This window comes from Undibacterium sp. 5I2, from assembly GCF_035019605.1.
Taxonomy (GTDB): domain Bacteria; phylum Pseudomonadota; class Gammaproteobacteria; order Burkholderiales; family Burkholderiaceae_D; genus Undibacterium.
Map to the genome: position 1 here is coordinate 1 of NZ_JASJVS010000074.1, position 17382 is coordinate 17382.

The 17382-nt window shown below is 55.9% G+C and carries 11 protein-coding genes; 4 read left to right on the forward strand and 7 right to left on the reverse strand.

Annotated features, from left to right (window positions below; translation table 11 throughout):
* Window positions 1-189: 189 nt before the first annotated feature.
* The 3 genes from recC to recD are packed head-to-tail and all read left to right on the forward strand — an operon-like array spanning window position 190 to window position 9283.
* On the forward strand, window positions 190-3651 hold the full coding sequence (gene recC, locus QN359_RS17765) for an exodeoxyribonuclease V subunit gamma (protein ID WP_322247540.1): 3462 nt from the start codon (window positions 190-192) through the stop codon (window positions 3649-3651).
* Window positions 3648-7313 carry an exodeoxyribonuclease V subunit beta gene (gene recB, locus QN359_RS17770; RefSeq protein WP_322247541.1) on the forward strand — a complete coding sequence of 1222 codons (3666 nt, stop codon included), beginning with the start codon at window positions 3648-3650 and terminating at the stop codon, window positions 7311-7313. The genes recC and recB overlap by 4 nt, the downstream gene beginning before the upstream one ends.
* Window positions 7314-7315: 2 nt before the next feature.
* Window positions 7316-9283, forward strand: a complete 1968-nt coding sequence (recD, locus tag QN359_RS17775) for an exodeoxyribonuclease V subunit alpha (protein ID WP_322247542.1) — start codon at window positions 7316-7318, stop codon at window positions 9281-9283.
* A gap of 4 nt (window positions 9284-9287) precedes the next feature.
* Here the strand turns inward: recD and QN359_RS17780 are convergent, their stop codons facing one another.
* The 7 genes from QN359_RS17780 to QN359_RS17810 all read right to left on the reverse strand — a co-directional run bounded on the left by QN359_RS17780 (window position 9288) and on the right by QN359_RS17810 (window position 15836).
* Window positions 9288-11075 (reverse strand): ABC transporter ATP-binding protein, encoded by a 1788-nt coding sequence (locus tag QN359_RS17780; RefSeq protein WP_322247543.1) that lies wholly within the window; start codon window positions 11073-11075, stop codon window positions 9288-9290.
* Window positions 11076-11077: 2 nt separating this feature from the next.
* Window positions 11078-11551 carry a lasso peptide biosynthesis B2 protein gene (locus tag QN359_RS17785; RefSeq protein ID WP_322247544.1) on the reverse strand — a complete coding sequence of 158 codons (474 nt, stop codon included), beginning with the start codon at window positions 11549-11551 and terminating at the stop codon, window positions 11078-11080.
* Window positions 11552-11556: 5 nt separating this feature from the next.
* A complete protein-coding gene (locus QN359_RS17790; protein WP_322247545.1) occupies window positions 11557-11823 on the reverse strand; it encodes a PqqD family peptide modification chaperone in 267 nt (88 codons plus the stop codon).
* A gap of 50 nt (window positions 11824-11873) precedes the next feature.
* Entirely contained in the window at window positions 11874-12749 is an 876-nt protein-coding gene (locus QN359_RS17795; RefSeq protein ID WP_322247546.1) for a sulfotransferase domain-containing protein, read from the reverse strand.
* Entirely contained in the window at window positions 12746-13642 is an 897-nt protein-coding gene (locus QN359_RS17800; protein ID WP_322247547.1) for a hypothetical protein, read from the reverse strand. Before QN359_RS17800 ends, QN359_RS17795 begins: the two co-directional genes overlap by 4 nt.
* Before the next feature lie 116 nt (window positions 13643-13758).
* Window positions 13759-13902 carry a hypothetical protein gene (locus QN359_RS17805; protein WP_322247548.1) on the reverse strand — a complete coding sequence of 48 codons (144 nt, stop codon included), beginning with the start codon at window positions 13900-13902 and terminating at the stop codon, window positions 13759-13761.
* 149 nt (window positions 13903-14051) lie between these two features.
* Window positions 14052-15836 carry an asparagine synthase-related protein gene (locus tag QN359_RS17810; RefSeq protein ID WP_322247549.1) on the reverse strand — a complete coding sequence of 595 codons (1785 nt, stop codon included), beginning with the start codon at window positions 15834-15836 and terminating at the stop codon, window positions 14052-14054.
* A 162-nt stretch (window positions 15837-15998) separates the two neighbouring features.
* Between QN359_RS17810 and QN359_RS17815 the strand changes: the two genes are divergently transcribed.
* Window positions 15999-17207 (forward strand): hypothetical protein, encoded by a 1209-nt coding sequence (locus QN359_RS17815; protein ID WP_322247550.1) that lies wholly within the window; start codon window positions 15999-16001, stop codon window positions 17205-17207.
* Window positions 17208-17382: the final 175 nt, after the last annotated feature.

Consider the following 17382-nt stretch of genomic DNA (forward strand, 5'->3'; position numbering starts at 1 on the left):
TGCGGTGTTTCAGGTGTAAAAAACGTCCATCAGGCTTTTGCGACAGCCTCTGAAGGCCGGGGTTTCAAACCCTAGTCGGATTTTTGATGACACGCTGGTATGCGATAAGATCTGAATATGTGACAATACTTGTTTGCCGGTGCAGCCGGTAGGCACGGTGTATCGCACTTCGCGACAACAGGATTTTTCATGTCTTCAGTCATTACCCCCGGATTAATTATTCTACATGGCAATCAGCTTGAACAACTTCAGGCCGCTGTGTTCGAATGGATAGGCCAGCATCCGCTGGCACCGCTGGAAAAAGAGATTTTTTTGGTGCAATCAAATGGCGTAGCCGAATGGCTTAAAATCGCACTGGCCGAACAAACCGGTATATGCGCAGCTACTCGTATTGAATTACCTGGTCGTTTTCTTTGGACCGTGTACCGAGCCATGTTAGGCCGCCATGCCATTCCAGCCAGCTCTTTTCTCGATAAAGCGCCGCTGACTTGGCGCTTGATGCGTGTGATTCCGACCTTACTGGAACAAACTGAGTTTGAACCGCTACAGCATTTTTTAGCCGATGGTCAGCCGGAACGGCGGCTGCAACTGGTCAGTCGCCTGGCCGATCTGATCGATCTTTACCAAATGTACCGCAGTGATTGGCTCAGCGATTGGCAGCATGGGCGTGATCAAATTTTGCGTGGCGATGGCAGCGCCCAGCCCTTGAGCCCGGATCAGTTGTGGCAAGCTCGATTGTGGCGCGCCATTTTGCAGGATTTGCCTGAGCAGCAGCGGCAACTCGGTCGCGTCAATGTGCATCAACGCTTTCTCGCTGCCTGCGCAGCATTGCAAACGCCGCAACAGCAATTGCCGCGCCGAGTGGTGGTCTTCGGTGTATCGGCATTGCCGCGCCAAACGCTTGAAGCGCTGGCAGCCTTGGCCGACTATACCCAAGTCATATTAGCGGTGCCGAATCCTTGTCAGTTTTATTGGGGCGACATCATCGACGGCCGCGAATTACTCAAAGCCCAATTCAAACGGCAACCGGCGCGGCATGGCCGTGACCTGGCCCACGTACCGCTGGCGGCCTTGCACAGCCACAGCCACCCCTTGTTAGCCGCGTGGGGTAAGCTGGGACGCGATTTCATCCGCATGCTCGACGAATTCGATCAGGACGAAGCGGCGCGCGGTCGCTTTAATAATCTCAAGATCGATTTGTTTTCCGAGCAGCCGGGCGCGCATCTGCTGGCCCAGATGCAGGCGGCGATTCGCGATTTGCTGCCTTTGGCAGAACATCCGCAGCAGACGATTAACGCACAAGATCAATCGGTGGAATTTCATATTGCCCACAGTGTGCAGCGCGAAGTTGAAATCCTGCACGATCGTTTGCTCACCCTGCTGGCGGCAGCACCGGCCGCTGGTCAACTGGCATTGCAAGCGAAAGACGTGATCGTCATGGTGCCTGACATCGCCCGCTTTTCGGCCGCCATCGGTGCCGTGTTCGGTCAGTACAAGCGCAGTGATGCGCGCATGATTCCCTATGAAATCGCCGATGGTTCGGCACGCGTCAATCAACCGCTGTTGATTGCCCTCGAATGGCTGCTGCGGCTGCCGCAACAGCGCTGCCTGCAAAGTGAAATCTGCGATTTGCTCGATGTACCAGCGCTGGCCGCCCGTTTTGGGCTCGACCCCAGCGATTTATCGAAACTGAAATCTTGGATACAAGGGGCGGGCATCCGTTGGGGCCTCGATCGTGAACATCGCGCTGGCTTAGGCTTAGCTGCCGCCGGTGAACAAAATTCCTGGTTGTTCGGGATACGTCGTATTTTGCTTGGCTATGCCAGTGGCCGCAGCCCGGCTTATCAAGATATTGCACCGTATGCCGAAATCAGCGGACTCGATGCCGGCTTGGCCGGTGCCTTGGCTGAATTGGTGGCTGAACTCATGCACTGGCGCGAAGTCTTGCTCGGCACCTTGCTGCCAGCGGCTTGGGCGAGCCTGGCGCGTACCCTGCTCGAGCGCTTTTTTCTGGCCGAAAATGAAGCCGATCGGATTTTACTCGCGCGCTTGCAGCAAGCCCTGATCAACTGGGCCGACTTATGCGCCCAGGCCGATTTCGATGAAGCCGTCCCGCTGGCAGTGTTTCGTCAAGCCTGGCTCGATGGTTTGGATGAAGCCAGTCTGAATCAACGCTTCATTTCCGGCGGCGTGACGTTTTGCACCTTCATGCCTATGCGTTCTATGCCTTACCGTGTGGTGTGTTTGGCCGGTATGAATGAAAGCGATTTCCCGCGCCGTAGCCAACAAGTCGACTTTGATTTACTCGCCGCGCCCGGCATGGCGCGTCCCGGTGACCGTTCGCGCCGCGACGATGATCGTTACCTGATGTTGGAAGCCTTGCTGTCGGCGCGGGATAAATTGCTCATCAGTTGGACCGGTCGTCATATCCGCGATAACTCCTTGCAAGCGCCTTCGGTATTGGTATCGCAATTGCAGGATTATTTGCGGGCCGGATGGGATATCGACTTAGCTAGTCATACCACCGACTATCCACTGCAACCATTCAGTGAAAAATATTTTTTCCCCGGACCGGCGCGACCGCAGACCTATGCCTTTGAATGGGGTGCTGCACACCGTGCCGCGCCAGACGTGCCCACGCCGCTGTGCGAAGAAAGCATTCCTAAGGCGGAAATCGATGCACAATTTCGCCTCACGCTGCGGGAATTACATAGTTTCATGCGCCAGCCGGTGGCCTATTTCTTTCAAAAACGATTGGGCGTGAGCTTCGATGCCGAAGCGCTCAGTAGCGACGATGAAGAAGCCTTCGCCATTAATGGTTTGCAAGAATATGCTTTTGCCGAGCGCTTGTTGAGAAATGATGCCGACGAAGAAACACTCGACCAAGTGCGCCCGCAACTGACGCGGCAAGCCGCTGCACTGGCGCGCGAAGGGGCTTTGCCTATCAGTTGGGCTGGCTTACAGTGGCAAGAAAAATTGATCAACGATTTACTACCGGTACGGCGTGCTTACCTACTGTTACGCCAACAATTTCCGCTCGATGCAGAACGCTGCCCACTGCGTTTCGAACACCAAGGTATTATTTTTTCTGACTGGCTCAGCCCCTTGCGCAGCGATGGGCAAAGCACCGTGTGCTTGATGCAAAGTGCCGCGCGCGCACTCGATGGGAAAGGTGTCGTGCGTCCGCAACAATTGATCGCTGCTTGGCTGCGCCAATTGTTCGCCTCGGCTGGCGGTTTGCAGATCACTATTCATCTGATTGCACGTGACGCCCATATCGCTATCGCCCCGTTCGACGCCAGTGCGGCCGTAACCGCCTTAACTAATTTGCTACCCTTGTGGCGCGCCGGTTTGGATCACCTCTACCCAGCCCCCTGCAAAACTGCATTGGCTTGGTTGGCCGGTGTCGATCCGCAGCCGGTCTATGACGGTGGCCATCAATTCAGCGGCGAAGTCGACAATCGCTATCTGGCGCGGGTTTGGCGTGACTACCAAGAACTGAGCCGACACCCGCAGTGGCAACCTGCCGCGCAAGCCTTGTATCAGGCCTTATTCGATTGCTGCGCCACGCTCGAGATCCGACCTCTCAGCGGCAGCGACGACAGCGCCGCGCCGCTGCGTGCTGCGGCTAACCAGGAAACTTTCACATGAGTCATCTGCTCGATCCTTTGTATTTCCCGCTGCATGGCTCGCGCCTCATCGAAGCCAGCGCCGGCACTGGTAAAACTTGGACCATCGCGGCGCTGTATTTGCGTCTGGTGTTAGGCCATGGCGACGCCGACAGTGGCTTTCAGCGGCCGCTGCATCCCTCAGAAATTCTGGTGATGACCTTCACCCGTGCTGCCACGCGGGAATTATCGGAGCGCATACGCCTGCGTCTGGCTGAAGCAGCCGATTTGTTTCGGCAAGCGCAGCCCTGTGCCGGCGACCCCTTCCTGCAAAATCTGTTGGCAGACTACCCCGATGAAACGGCGCGTCAACAAGCTGCTTACCGCTTGGCCATGGCGGCCGATGCCATGGATGACGCCGCTATCTTTACCATCGATGCCTGGTGCCAGCGCATGCTGCGTGAACATGCATTCGACAGCGGCTGCCTGTTCGACGAAACCTTGCTGGCTAATGAACAAAACCTGTTCGACAATGCTGTGCGCGATTACTGGCGCGGTCACGTGTATCCACTCACTGCCGCGCACTGGCGCGCTGTCGCTGCAGTGTGGCCTGATGTCAGCGCGCTTAGTCAGACGCTGCGTCAGTTACTGCCGCAAGCAGCCTTGCTCGCCACGCCAGCGGCACAAACGCTGCAAAGTTTTCTGGCGCAAAGCTTGGCCGAACAACAGCAGGCGCTGGCAGTAATCAAACAGGGCTGGCCGGATAAGGTGGTCAGCATCGTTGCCTGGTTCGCGACCGAAGCCGAACGCGCTCCGAAACAATTCAGCGGTACTAAATTACGTCCGGCCAGCCTGCACAAATGGCTAGATTCCCTGGCTGTCTGGGCCAGCGATGCCGAACAAGTATGGCCGCAGCTAAGCGATAAAATTTTTGAGAAACTCCACCCTTCAGCCTTAGCCGCGGCCTGTAACAAGGGCTATCAAGCGACACTCCCGCCGGTATTTTTCGAACTCGAAGGCTTGCAACTGGCGCTGGCGGCACTCGAACCCTTGGGTCATCAGCTGTGTCGACATGCCGTTGCTCAGGTTGGCGCGCGCATGGAAGAATTGAAACAGCAGCAGCATCAGTTCGGCTTCAAAGACTTACTCGAGCGCTTAGGCTTGGCCTTGGCCGGGGCGAATCGGGTGGCGATGCGCGCACGTATTATTGAGCAATACCCAGTGGCCTTGATCGATGAATTTCAAGATACCTCACCACAGCAATATGCAATTTTTGATGCGCTGTATCAGGTGCAAAGCAATCTGCCCGAGTTGGGCTTATTCCTGATCGGCGACCCGAAACAATCGATTTACGGCTTTCGTGGTGCCGACATCCATAGTTATTTGGCGGCGCGCCGTGCTTGCAGCGGACGGCATTATCTGCTCGGTACTAACTACCGCTCGACCCTGCCCTTGGTGGCCGCCGTTAATCAATTGTTTCTGTATGCCGAACAACAGTCCGGTTTGAGCGCTCATCAGGCCGGTGCCTTCCACTTCAAAACCGCACACGACAACCCGGTGCCGTTCGAAGCCGTGCAGGCGCAAGGCCGAGGCAGCGTGTATCGGGCCGCGACACCGGCGCAAAGCGCAGCGGCTTTACAGTTCCAAATCGCCGAGCAACGCGACGCCAATAAAGAGCAAGCGCAGTATTTTTTTGCCCAACACTGCGCCGAATATATCGCCCAGCAATTGGGTTCGACGCAGACTGGCTTTCAAACCCAAAGCGCCTTCGTCGCGCTGCAACCGGCCGATATCGCTATTTTGGTACGCGACCGTCATGAGGCCGCCGCCATCCGGCGTGCCCTGCAAGAACGCGATATCGCCAGCGTCTACTTATCGGATCAAGATTCGATTTTTCGCAGCGCCGAAGCGCTCGACGTCCTGTGTTGGCTGCAAGCCTGGGCTGAACCGCTGAGTATCGAATACGGACGCGCCGCTTTCGCTACTAAAACCGCCTTGCTGACGCTACGACAATTAAGCGAATTAGCTGCCGATGACGCCGCTTGGGAACTGCGCCTTGAGCAACTCAAGCAATGGCACTTGGTGTGGCAGCGGCAGGGCGTGTTGGCGGCGATGCGGCGCTTCATCCACGAACTCGCCTTACCAGAAAAACTGCTGGGTCAGCGCGGTGGTGAACGCAGTCTCACCAATTTGCTACACCTGGCCGAATTGCTCGAAGCCGCCAGCGCTCAACTTGATGGCGAACAAGCGCTGATCCGCTGGTTATCCGAACAAATCAGCGGCCAAGGCGAGGGCAGTGAGGAACATGTACTGCGCCTGGAAAGCGATGCCGAGCTGGTGAAAGTGATCACGATACATAAATCCAAGGGCTTGGAATTTCCGTTGGTGTTCGTTCCCTTCGCCGCCGCTGCCCGGCAGGTAACAAAAACCAAGCAAAGCTTTTTCAAATACACCGATGCCAGCGGCCGCAGCGTGCTCGACCTCGGGCTATCGGACGAGGCGCAACAAGCGGTGGAACGCGCCCGTCTGGAAGAAGATTTGCGCCTGCTATATGTGGCCGTCACGCGCGCCTCGCATGCGCTGTGGCTGGGCGTATCAAATTACAAGCAAAATTTACAGCACTCGGCACTCGGCTATCTGCTCAATGGTGGTGCCGCCATTGATGCACCCATCTTGCCCATCTTCGCCGCATTGCAAGGCGCGTGCGCTGCCATTCACATCACCGAGCTCAGCGATGCGGCTGGCTGTACCCCGCTGCCGCGCCGAATTCGCAGCGTCGCTGCCTTGGAATTTCCTGCCTATCGTGCCAACTTCGAACGCCACTGGCTAGTCGCCAGTTTTTCTTCCATCGCCAGGAATCTGAGTGCCGATTTTTCGGCCAAGCGCACCGATGACAGCAAATTATTTGAAGATGAAGTGCTGCCCTTGGTCGTGACACCGAAACACCAGTCGCTGCCGAAGCAAGCCTGGCATCGCTTCCCACGTGGTGCCGTGCCGGGCCAGTTTCTGCACGAACAATTGGAATGGATTGCCGGAGAAGGTTTTACTGTCATCGAAGATGAACATTTCAATACCCGCTTGGCACAACGTGCTTTACGGGCCGGCTGGGACCATCATCAAGCGGATCTCAACGAGTGGCTCACTGCCATCGTCTGCGCGCAGCTGCCGCCGATACAAAGCAGTTTGCTGCAGGTGCAAGAGCGTATCGCCGAAATGGAATTTTGGTTTCCTTGCCAAGCTGCTGCCAGTCGTGCGCTGGATAACTTGTGTCGCCAGCATTTATTGGCAGGACAAGCGCGACCGCAGTTGAGCGAGCGTCGCTTGCAAGGTTTGTTGATGGGCTTTGCCGATCTGGTGTTTGAACACGAGGGTAAATACTGGGTACTCGATTACAAATCGAATGCGCTCGGTGCCGATGACGCCGCCTACCATATCGGTGCGTTGACTCTGGCCATGGCCGCGCATCGCTATGATGTGCAAGCGGCGATTTATCTGCTGGCGCTGCACCGCTTGCTGCAGCAGCGTTTGGGTGCGCACTACGATCCGGCCCAGCACTTGGGTGGCGCGATTTTCTTTTTCTTGCGCGGCTTACAGCATCCCGAGACCCATGGCTGCTACCACGTGCTACCGAGCGCAGACTTTCTGCGCGATCTCGACTTGGTCATGCGCCAGGCCGTCTCCACTGTCACCGAGGAAACCCACTGATCATGCCTGACAACGATACTGTCTTACAGAGTCTGTCTGAACTGAGCGAGCGCGGCCAAGTGCGCCGGCTGGCGCTGGCTTTTGCGCGGTTTTTACATAGCTTGGGCGTGCGCGACGCGGCCGTTTTGCTGGCCGCGGCCATGCTCACTGAAATCGAAGCACGCGGCCATATCTGCCTGGACTTGGCAGCGCTGGCGCGCGATCCGGCGGCAGTATTGGAATGGCCGAACGAAGAATGGGAAGCGCTGCGCGCTGCGCATGAGCTGCCATCGAATCAAGCCGACTGGCATGCAGTGTTGGCCACCAGCCCTTATATTTATCACGCTGACAGCGCTGCACCTGATGCCCAGCAAGTCTTGGTATTGCAAGCACAGCGACTGTATTTACGCCGTTACTGGCAGGATGAAACGCTGATCGCCACGGCCGTGCGTGCGCGTGCCGCTGATACCATCGAGCGCGATGAAACGGTACTGACAGATTTGCTCGATGACTTGTTTCTATCCGCAATCGCAGTCGCCGAACCGGCGAGCGAGCCCAGCCCTGATTGGCAAAAAATCGCCACCGCCATCGCCTTACGCGCTCGCTTTAGCATCATTACCGGCGGCCCCGGCACCGGTAAAACCTATACCGTGGCACGCTTGTTGGCAGCCTTGCTGCTGCTCGCCCCGGCGGGCACACAGCCCAGCATCGCCTTGGCCGCACCAACCGGCAAGGCCGCCGCGCGTTTGCGGCAATCGATAGACCAAGCCTTCAGCGAACTGGCCACGCGCAGCACTGCGCTGAGCGAATTCATTGCCCACCTTGGTCCGGCACGCACCTTACACAGCCTCTTGGGGGCGCGACCTGATACCCGGAGTTTTCGTCATCATGCCGGTAATCCGCTCGACCTGGATGTGCTCATCGTCGACGAAGCCTCGATGGTGCATGTGGAAATGATGGCCGCCTTGTTGGCTGCCTTACCGCGTAAAACCATGCTGATTTTGCTCGGTGATCAAGATCAATTGGCTTCGGTTGAGGCTGGTGCGGTACTCGGCGATTTGTGTGGCGACGCCGTCAGCGGTGGCTACCATGCCAGTACCGTCGACTATCTGAAACGCTGCACACAGCAACTGGTGCCGGCCGAGCTGCGCGGTGACGGCACTGCACTGGCCCAGCAAACCGTCATGCTGCGCCACAGCCGCCGCTTTGCCGGTGCCATCGGCGAGTTGGCGCGTGCGGTGAATGCCGGCGCGGCCGCCAGCGCTGCTGCCGTACTGCGGCGTGGTCACGACGCCAGCTTGGCCTGGCTCGATGCCACTAGCCCAGCCGCTTTGTTACGCTTGGCCGGGCAGGGTCGGGCCGGTGCCGAAGGTGCTTATCAAGCCTATCTGAGTTTGCTGGCGCAAATGCCGCGCGCTGCTACCAGCGCCGACTACTTGGCATGGGTAAAACAAGTGCTCGATGCCTTCGAAGGCTTTCGTATTTTGTGTGCGGTGCGGGAAGGCGAGTGGGGTGTGGCCGGACTCAATCTGGCGATAGAACAAAGCTTGCATGCCCAAGGCCATATCCAGCGCGAGGGCGAATGGTATAGCGGTCGACCGGTGATGGTGACGCGGAACGACTACAGTGCCGGCGTCTTCAATGGCGATATCGGTTTGGCTTTGCCAGACCCTGATCCACAAAAAAGTTTGCGCGTGTATTTTCTCGACGGTCAACAGCTACGCAGTATTCTCGCTTCGCGCTTGCGCTATGTCGAGACCGCCTATGCCATGACGGTGCACAAATCGCAGGGTTCCGAATTCGCCCACACCGTGCTGGTGTTACCACCCGACATGTCACCGGTGATCACCCGTGAATTGATCTACACCGGCATCACCCGCGCACGCCGCCAATTTACTTTAGTTTGCCCGGTTTTAGCGGTATGGCAGAGCGCCTTGGCACTGAAAACCGAGCGAGCCAGCGGTTTGCGCGCGGCCTTGCAAGCACCGTAGACAATCAACTGTCGGCGCGCGTCAGGTGTTTCGCCGCGTCGGCTGCTTGCACCTGCTGCCAAGTGCCTTGACGCACTATGCGTCCGGCTTCCATCACCACCACATGATCGGCATGCTGCAAGCTGGCCAAGCGATGGCCGATGGCCACCACCGTCAGATTGCCATGCAGATCAACGATGGCCTGACGGATCCGCTCTTCATTTTCCACATCGAGTGCACTGGTGGCTTCATCCAGCAACAGCAAGGCCGGGCGGCGTAATAAGGCACGTGCCAGGGCAATCCGCTGGCGCTCGCCGCCAGATAAACGCAAGCCCTGATCGCCGACCAGCGTCGCCAGTCCCAGTGGTAAATCACGCACAAAACCGGCGGCGGCTTTATCCAAAGCTAACCATAATGCGGTGTCGTCCGCATCCGGCAGCGCCCACAACAAATTGCTGCGTATCGTGTCATTGAACAGGACTGGTTCTTGCGGCACATAGGCCAGCGCATGACGCCATTGCACCCGCTGTGCATCATCGAGTACCTTGCCATCGATCGACATCGTGCCGTGCTCGGGGCGCAGCAAGCCCATCAGCATATCGGCCAAGCTGCTTTTTCCCGCACCCGACTCGCCGATGATGGCGGTGGTGGTATTGGCGACAATCGTCAGATCGATCGCCTTGAGCGCGGCGCGCTCGCGGCCCGGGTAATGGAAGTCTATGCCGTGTAACGTTAACTGATGCGAAAATGTCGGCGCCACCGCAGCAGTCTCTGGTTCCGCCGCTTCACGGCACTGGGCCAAGACCCTTTCGGTGTCAGCCAGCGCTGGCAGAGTGTGCAAGCACTGCTGCAAGTGCTGTTGGCATTGCGCAGCCAGCGGCATCAAGCGAGAAAAAACCAAGATCAAGGCGGCCAACTCCGCGAGAGGCAAATGCCAGACTTCCAGTCCGGTATACAGTAAGACGGCCAGCATCAAGCTGGCAAGCAGTTGCGCGCGTGCGCGTGAATAACTGGCGCTGCGTTGAAAGCGCATCAATTGCTGGCGGTAGCCTTGCATCGATTGCAAAAAATTTTGCAAGTGACGTGATTCATTGCCGAGAATTTTGACTAACTTGATACCTTGCAGGCTTTCTTGTACCGTGCTGTGCAGCCGCTGCGAAGTCAGACCCAAGCCCGCGCCCAAGTGTAAGGCTTCGCGCCGCAAACGGCTTTCGGTGAAAAACATCAGTATCCCGGCGCTCAATACCAGCGCCGTCATCGGTGGCGATAGCCACAGCGCCGCGATGGTATACACCAGCAGTTGCGCCATCACACTACTGAGCTGGATGAAAAAATTCAGACCGAAGCCGATGCGGTTAATATCGGTCAGCAACAGATTCGCATATTCTGCATTATTCCGTTGCGATAGCCAAGTCCACTCACTTTTCAATACCGCCATCAAGCAGCGCTCGCGTAAACGGTCAACCAGGTTGCATTGAATTTCGGTAGACAGGATTTCTCGAAAAAACTGGGCGACAGTTTTCAGCGCTTGTAAGCTGATAAAAACCAGCAAAATACTCAAGCCTTGAAAGGGCATCGATAGCGCGGAAAAACTGCGCGCCAGCATGCCGTTGAAAGCGCTCGGCCTTGGTATGCCGGTGTGGGCCGCATCCTGCAATAAAGCAAACAAGGGTACCAGCAAACTGACGCCAAAACCCTCACTGACGCTGACGATGGCCATGCACAGCCCTAACATCAGCAGCGGGCGACGCGGCTCTTGGCGTATCAAACGAAAAAATGCCTGAGCACTCTGCCATGCCGACAGCTCGGGCATGCTCAGCGTGCCCATAGCGCTGGCGAGAGAAACATGCTGACCACAGTAAATTCAGAAAAACTATTTCCACCCGTTACATACACCGGACCGGCACAGACCCAGGCATGGGCCAGCAGTTTTTGTTCGGCATCTTTTTTTAAGCCGAAATACAAGGCATAGGGAATGCCATAAACTTTGAGCCAACAGCGCGCCGTAATCGCTTGTGCAAAACAATTCGCATTCCAAGGACAATAACGGGCGCTGCCGTTGATCAGGTGGGAAATTTGACGCGCCCGAAAAATCGCCGCCGGCGTCAGCAAAGGCACGGCCGCATTGACCCCGGCATGTTGGCCCAGACGCGGCGCAATTTGACGAAACGGTACGCTGAGCACCACCATCCGCGCCAGGCCAAGCAGACACCAAGTGGGGAAAAATCCCAATTGAAAAAACCGCGGTTGACGCAAAAAATTACGCAACTTGCGAGCTGCCAAGCTCAACAGCCTCATGCGTATTGAACGATCTGCGCATCCAACAACTGGGTGATGAAGCTTTGCACGTCGTTGGCGCAGGTTTCTGCATCGACGGCAAACTCCGCTACCACGGCTTGATACAACTGTTCCATGGTCTGCGGTGTTTGCAAGGTTTCCCAAATGATTGCGCCGACCGGATTAATGCCGTAGTAACGTCCTTGGCTGATACTCATCATGACCAAGTCGCCATCCATAGGAACGGCCAATAAATCGGGATGACGCATGATAAACTTGGACATGCTTGGCTCCTAACTGAAATAAGTGAATCAAACAGCGTAAATATAATTTTTCAAACCGAAAAAGGCGAGCCATTCGCATCAAGATAAGCGAAGCGTAACATGACTGCACCATGATCGCGCAGTACCCGATCAATTTGCGCCGTGCTCAAAACATCGCGCCAGCCGCCGGCGGTTCCGCTGCGAAAAAAACGCTCAGCTTTGGCCGAGCGCTCACGAAATCCTTTTTCCTGCTCCTGGGTTGCGAGTTTTTCAAAGCTGCTGTGGGCCATCGCTTGTTGTATCCGCGCTGGCTCGGCCGGCAGTTCCAAAAACTGGCTGGCCCGAGTAAAGCTGGCCAAGCCATCGGCCAGCATATCCTCATAGCGCAGCACACAACAAGCTAAGTTCTCGGCATCGACCCAACTGCGTACATGTTGCGACCAGCTCAGCAAGCGCTGGGTGACTTGCGACTGCAGGCCATGCTGGTTTTTTGAAAGAGCAAAATCAGTTTTCCCCATGCGCTCGATCGCGCCGTCTATGCTGCAGCCCCAGTGGTGCGAGGCTGAAATGGCGACATCAAGGGGATTACGTAAAATATACAAGGCACCGCGCGTGGCTTCTCGGTTGACCAGCGGTTCACCGTTTGCCAGACGCAGATAAGCGTCATGTATTTTATGGTAGGCCAAGGCCGTGTTTTCTTTTTCTACCGTCCAGCGATAAACGGCTGGGCGTAGCGCTTCAATTTCTGACGGACTTAAATCGGCACTGTCGAAACCCAATAGTTCATCGAGCCAGCTACGGCTGCTGGCAATACCGCCGGTTTCCAGCGCATTGATATCGACTTCGCCATCTTGGCCGCGCTGTAAATTGGCGATGAACGCGCGCATCCAAGTATTACCCGATTTCGGGTAAGAGGCCAGCCAGTAGATGCCGCTCGCCGTACTCATGCCCGTTCTGCCGCATCGGCCAGAATGCGCTCGGCCAGTTCATCGAGCGCGAAGCGGGTGTTCGGGCGCGTCACGCGCACCAGTTTGATTTGGCTCGACAACTGGGCGCACAAGCTTAAATGATGTGCCTTCAATGCCATTCCTTCCAAGAACCGTACCCGATAAGTATTTTCTTGCAAGACCGGGAAGCGCCGCATACCGCGCACGGTTTCAAAGACAAACTCATCTCGGTTATGATTGCTCAGAATGTACACCCAGCGTATCGGCAAAGCAGAGCTGGCCATCGCATTCAAGGTCGGCAAATTGAATTTTTCCATGTCCGGGCGTATGCGCGCCAGTTCGCCGGTGGCGATCTGCATTTTATCGGCGCTGTCTTGCCATAACTTAATGCGGGGAAAACCTGGTAAGGCCTGGCATTGCGCATTCACCGGCACTACATCATCGGCCAACAGCCGGTGACCGCGTTGCATCAAGGCCGCTGCCAGAGTTGATTTGCCGGCACCGGAAGGGCCGACGCAGACCAGGCAAGCATCACCGACTTGCAGCGCATTGCCATGCAAGACCAGATATCGGCGTTGAAACATCAGAATACCCATGGCCGAGCCGAGCAAAAACACGCGCACACTGGCCTCATCAATGCCGGCTTCGGTTTCGACGATGATTTCCTGGCCATTGCGAACCAGAAATGCGGCGACACCGGGTACCTGCAAGCAAAATTCCTGTTCGGTCGCCCATAAAAAAGGACCGAGTTGGCGCGCCGTGGCGGTGATCGTGCTCAGCACTGCGCCGTAGACAATACTGACTTCGCTGCTTTGATCTTCTGCGGGGGCTAATTCTGGCAGGGCGATTTGGCTGGAAATACCGAATTGGTATAGCTGATAATGATATGGCATGACAGTTCAGTAAAGATGGGGTGGAACAATGTCGCAATCAAATGCTTGGTGCCGATGTCATCCGCTGCCTTGGCAGACTGGTAAATTAATTTTTTAAGCGGGAAGCCTGAAACTACTTAAGAATTTGAACTGCTATCCGCACCTAGAGTGGATGATTTTCCATCTGTTTTTTCATTGCCGAGCTGTACCAATATGGGGGCAGCGTAAGCGCGGCGTTCCGAATCAATTTGCTCGGAGATATACAGCAGCGGTGTTGTCATATCTTTTCTCCATTGACAAAAAGTCACAATTTGTTGAAGCAGGTGGAGACGACTTACATGACAATTTCACGCAATTGAGTAAATTTTTTCCGTTTCCCTGAGCATATTACACGTAGTAATATAGACTAATCGTAACATAGTTATTGCGTCTAGGCAAATTCAGGGAATTGCCGTAAAAATTGGATTAAATAAATTGCGCGTGGCACCATGTGCATGGCGGCGAAGTCAATTTGCGTATCGCAACGATTGCTTTGCATCTCTATCCCGACCATCTTTTGCAAACGCGCCACATCGATGACTGCGCGTATCGGATCGTGAGCACCAATGCTGGCGAACAATTGTTCGGCCAAGTAGCGTTGGCGGTTGTAGCGCAAATGAAAATCAGGGGAAAACGGTTGCTTACTGGTACGCCACTGTATTTGCGCTGGCAATAGGCCATTCATCGCGTGGCGTATCAAACTGCGCGGATAACCATTGCTGACCTTCAGATGGGTAGGCGCAGCCAAGCAAAATTCGATGATGCGTTGATCGAGCAAAGGCAAGGAAAAATGCACCCCAAGCTCATTCGCTCCGCGTAATCCGGCTTGTGTCTGGAATTTGGCAATACTGGACGCCTGTATCGCGCGGGGATGGCGATAGCTTTGGCTTGACTGACTTAACTGCGCCAACAAAGTGGCCGGCGCTTGCGGTAAATGCTGCGCGAGATAAGCGTGCTGAAACGGCTGCTGCTCAAGCATGTGCGTGGAACTGGCTGGCTGCGAACGCCCAACCAGTTTGAGTAGCCAAGTTGGTGCTAAGGGTCTGAGCAATTCGCTCTTGAGTACGCGTTGCACAGGAAGGCCATAGACTCGCGCTCTCGCTTGTAATTCTTTTGCTAACAGCCACCACTGACCGGAGCGAAACAATTCAACATAAAAACCGTTGCCGTGATTGGTAGGCCCATGCTCGCCGAAACCGCCACCAAAGACCGTTTCTGCGCCGTGCGCAGTGGCGGCATGGGCAAAGGCATCAAATTGAAACTGGCGCGAATTGATGAAAGGCTTGCCTTGTGCCCGTATCGTCGACGACACATCATCAAACGGACCGCGCTGCTGATCGCTGACCTCAAGAAAATCAATATTATCGACTTTGGAAAAGGCCGCGATGAATGCCGATTCATCTTCCATGGTGCTGCGCAAATGGGCTGGCAGCACTGCCGACATCGCCAGCAAGCGGCGATTTTGTTTTTTTAATATGCTCGCCGCCACCGCCACCAAAGACGAGGAATCCAAACCACCGCTGAGCAAAGCCGCCGGTGTGGAGTGCGCCGGCAAGCGCGCTTCGACGGCAGCAAACAGCAGCGCGCGCAAAGCTTCCGGCACTTCGCGGTCGGGGATGTCGAGACGCCGTTCCGGGTCTGGTTGCCAGTAAGACCAGCTGCGCAAACCGCTGGCATCAAGACACAATACACTGCCACCGGGCAATGCCAGCACGCCTTCGTAAAAACTCTCTGGGCCAGGCTCCATCCAAATCAATGCGCTGCGTACCAGTTTGCCGTGGTTGAGGCGGCGGCCGATTTGCGGATGATCGAGCAAGGGGGCGATCCGCGCGCAAGCCAGTAATTGGCTACCCTGATGGGCATAAAACAAACTGCCGATTCCCAGTGCATCGCGGGCCGCGACAATTCTCTGCTTGGCGCTGTCGTGAAGAATCAAGCTAAATTCCCCCAGCAAGTACTCGGGCATAGCCAGATCCCAGCGCTGATAGGCCAGTGCCAGCAAATCTGTCACTGCCGGCACAGGCCCACGCAGCCCCAGACGCGCGGCCAGGGCTGGGCATTCGTCCAGTCTGCCGGCGAAGGCAATCGACAGCGTCGGCTTGGCCGTTCGGTTCAGGTCAAAGGCCACCACGCCGTTGGCTAAGTCGTGCAAAGGAAGCGCAGGGGGGGAGGGCATAGTCAGGGCGAGAAAGGGAAAGATGATCGGTGATGTAACAAGGCAATATAATACGCTAGGTAGGCAATTCAGTGACGATCGCTATCCCGCTCCGATGGCTGGAGCAGATCCGCTACAATGGCGATGAAAATTTGTCAGAACCACTATTTACGGAAGCATGACATGCCGATATCAGCCATATTACACAGCTTCATCAGGCTGGCATCTCAACAATTCATTGTGCGCCACACCGCACATGGCTTGATCAGCTGGCGCTATCTGTTGCCGCGGCAGAATGCGTTGATACGCTTGCACCGCCAATTCTGGTGGCAAACGCCGAGCAAATTGCCGCGTGCGCTGTGGCTGTTGTTTGAACTGTTACTGTGGCTGCGTTGGATAGGCTGGTATGCTTGGCGTGACAGTTGGAAAGTCAGCCGCAGCCAACATGCGCAAATCGATCCAGCGCACCGCCTGACACAGATGCAGTTATTCTTGCGCTTACTCAGACTGAGCTTGGCGCATGGCATGGTGCCGGGGGTGTCGTGCCACCATCAGCTGTATCTGTCAGGAAGTAAGCCTTGGGCTTACCTGTTTCCGAATGAATGCGCAGCATTCCATCGCTGGCGTGATGGTAATGTTCATCCGGCCGCCATCAAAACCTTGGCCGACAAGCATATATGCAGCCGCCAATTCGCCGAATTAGGCATCGCGGCGGCGGCGAATCTGGCACTGCTGCGCAAAGGCAGTCCCGAACCGGATTGGTCGCAGTTTCCCTTGCCAGCTTTTTTAAAGCCGCGCTATGGGTCGGCCGGCAAGCACTGTTTTTATTTACGTCGCAGCGAGGGTGCTGCCCTGTACTGGCAAGAATACGAACAGCCGCCGCACCACAGCAGGCAGGCTCGGCAGGCATGGAAAGTCGCTGCGGCAAAAAACGATTTTCTACTGCAAGCTTGCTATACCAACGCGCCAGCGCTTGACATCATTCATCCAGAACTGATCACCCTGCGCGTGTTGAGTACCTGCGCAGCCGGACAATGCCGCATCGAACTCGCTTACTTAGAAATTCCCGATGGAATAAAACACTACCAGATACAGCCCTTGGATCTGGAAACCGGGCAATTGATTGTACTGCCACAGATCAAGAGCAACCGCGCCCAACTATACTGGCAAGCAGCACAACTGCATTTACTGCCACATTGGGCCCAAGCTGCCCGCTCGGCGCTTTCTGCCCATGCCGCCTTGGCCCCCGATTTGTACGGGGCCGCCTGGGATTTCATACTCAGCCAAGAGGGGGCCTTACTGTTGGAAGGTAATACCACCTGGGGTACTGGGGCGTGGCAAACGGTGCGTGGGCCATTGCTTGCCAAATATGCCATTGATGATTATCATTAATAATTGCTGATGAGCAAACAGTGTTTTATTTTTTCCTTCATCAAAAATCTGACTAGGGTTTGAAACCCCGGCCTTCAGAGGCTGTCGCAAAAGGGTAATGAGTCGGTATCATTACCCTGACTGGTGGCCACGTCATTCCTGCGCGCTTTTGGCAGGAACCCAGCGGCGTTCGTGG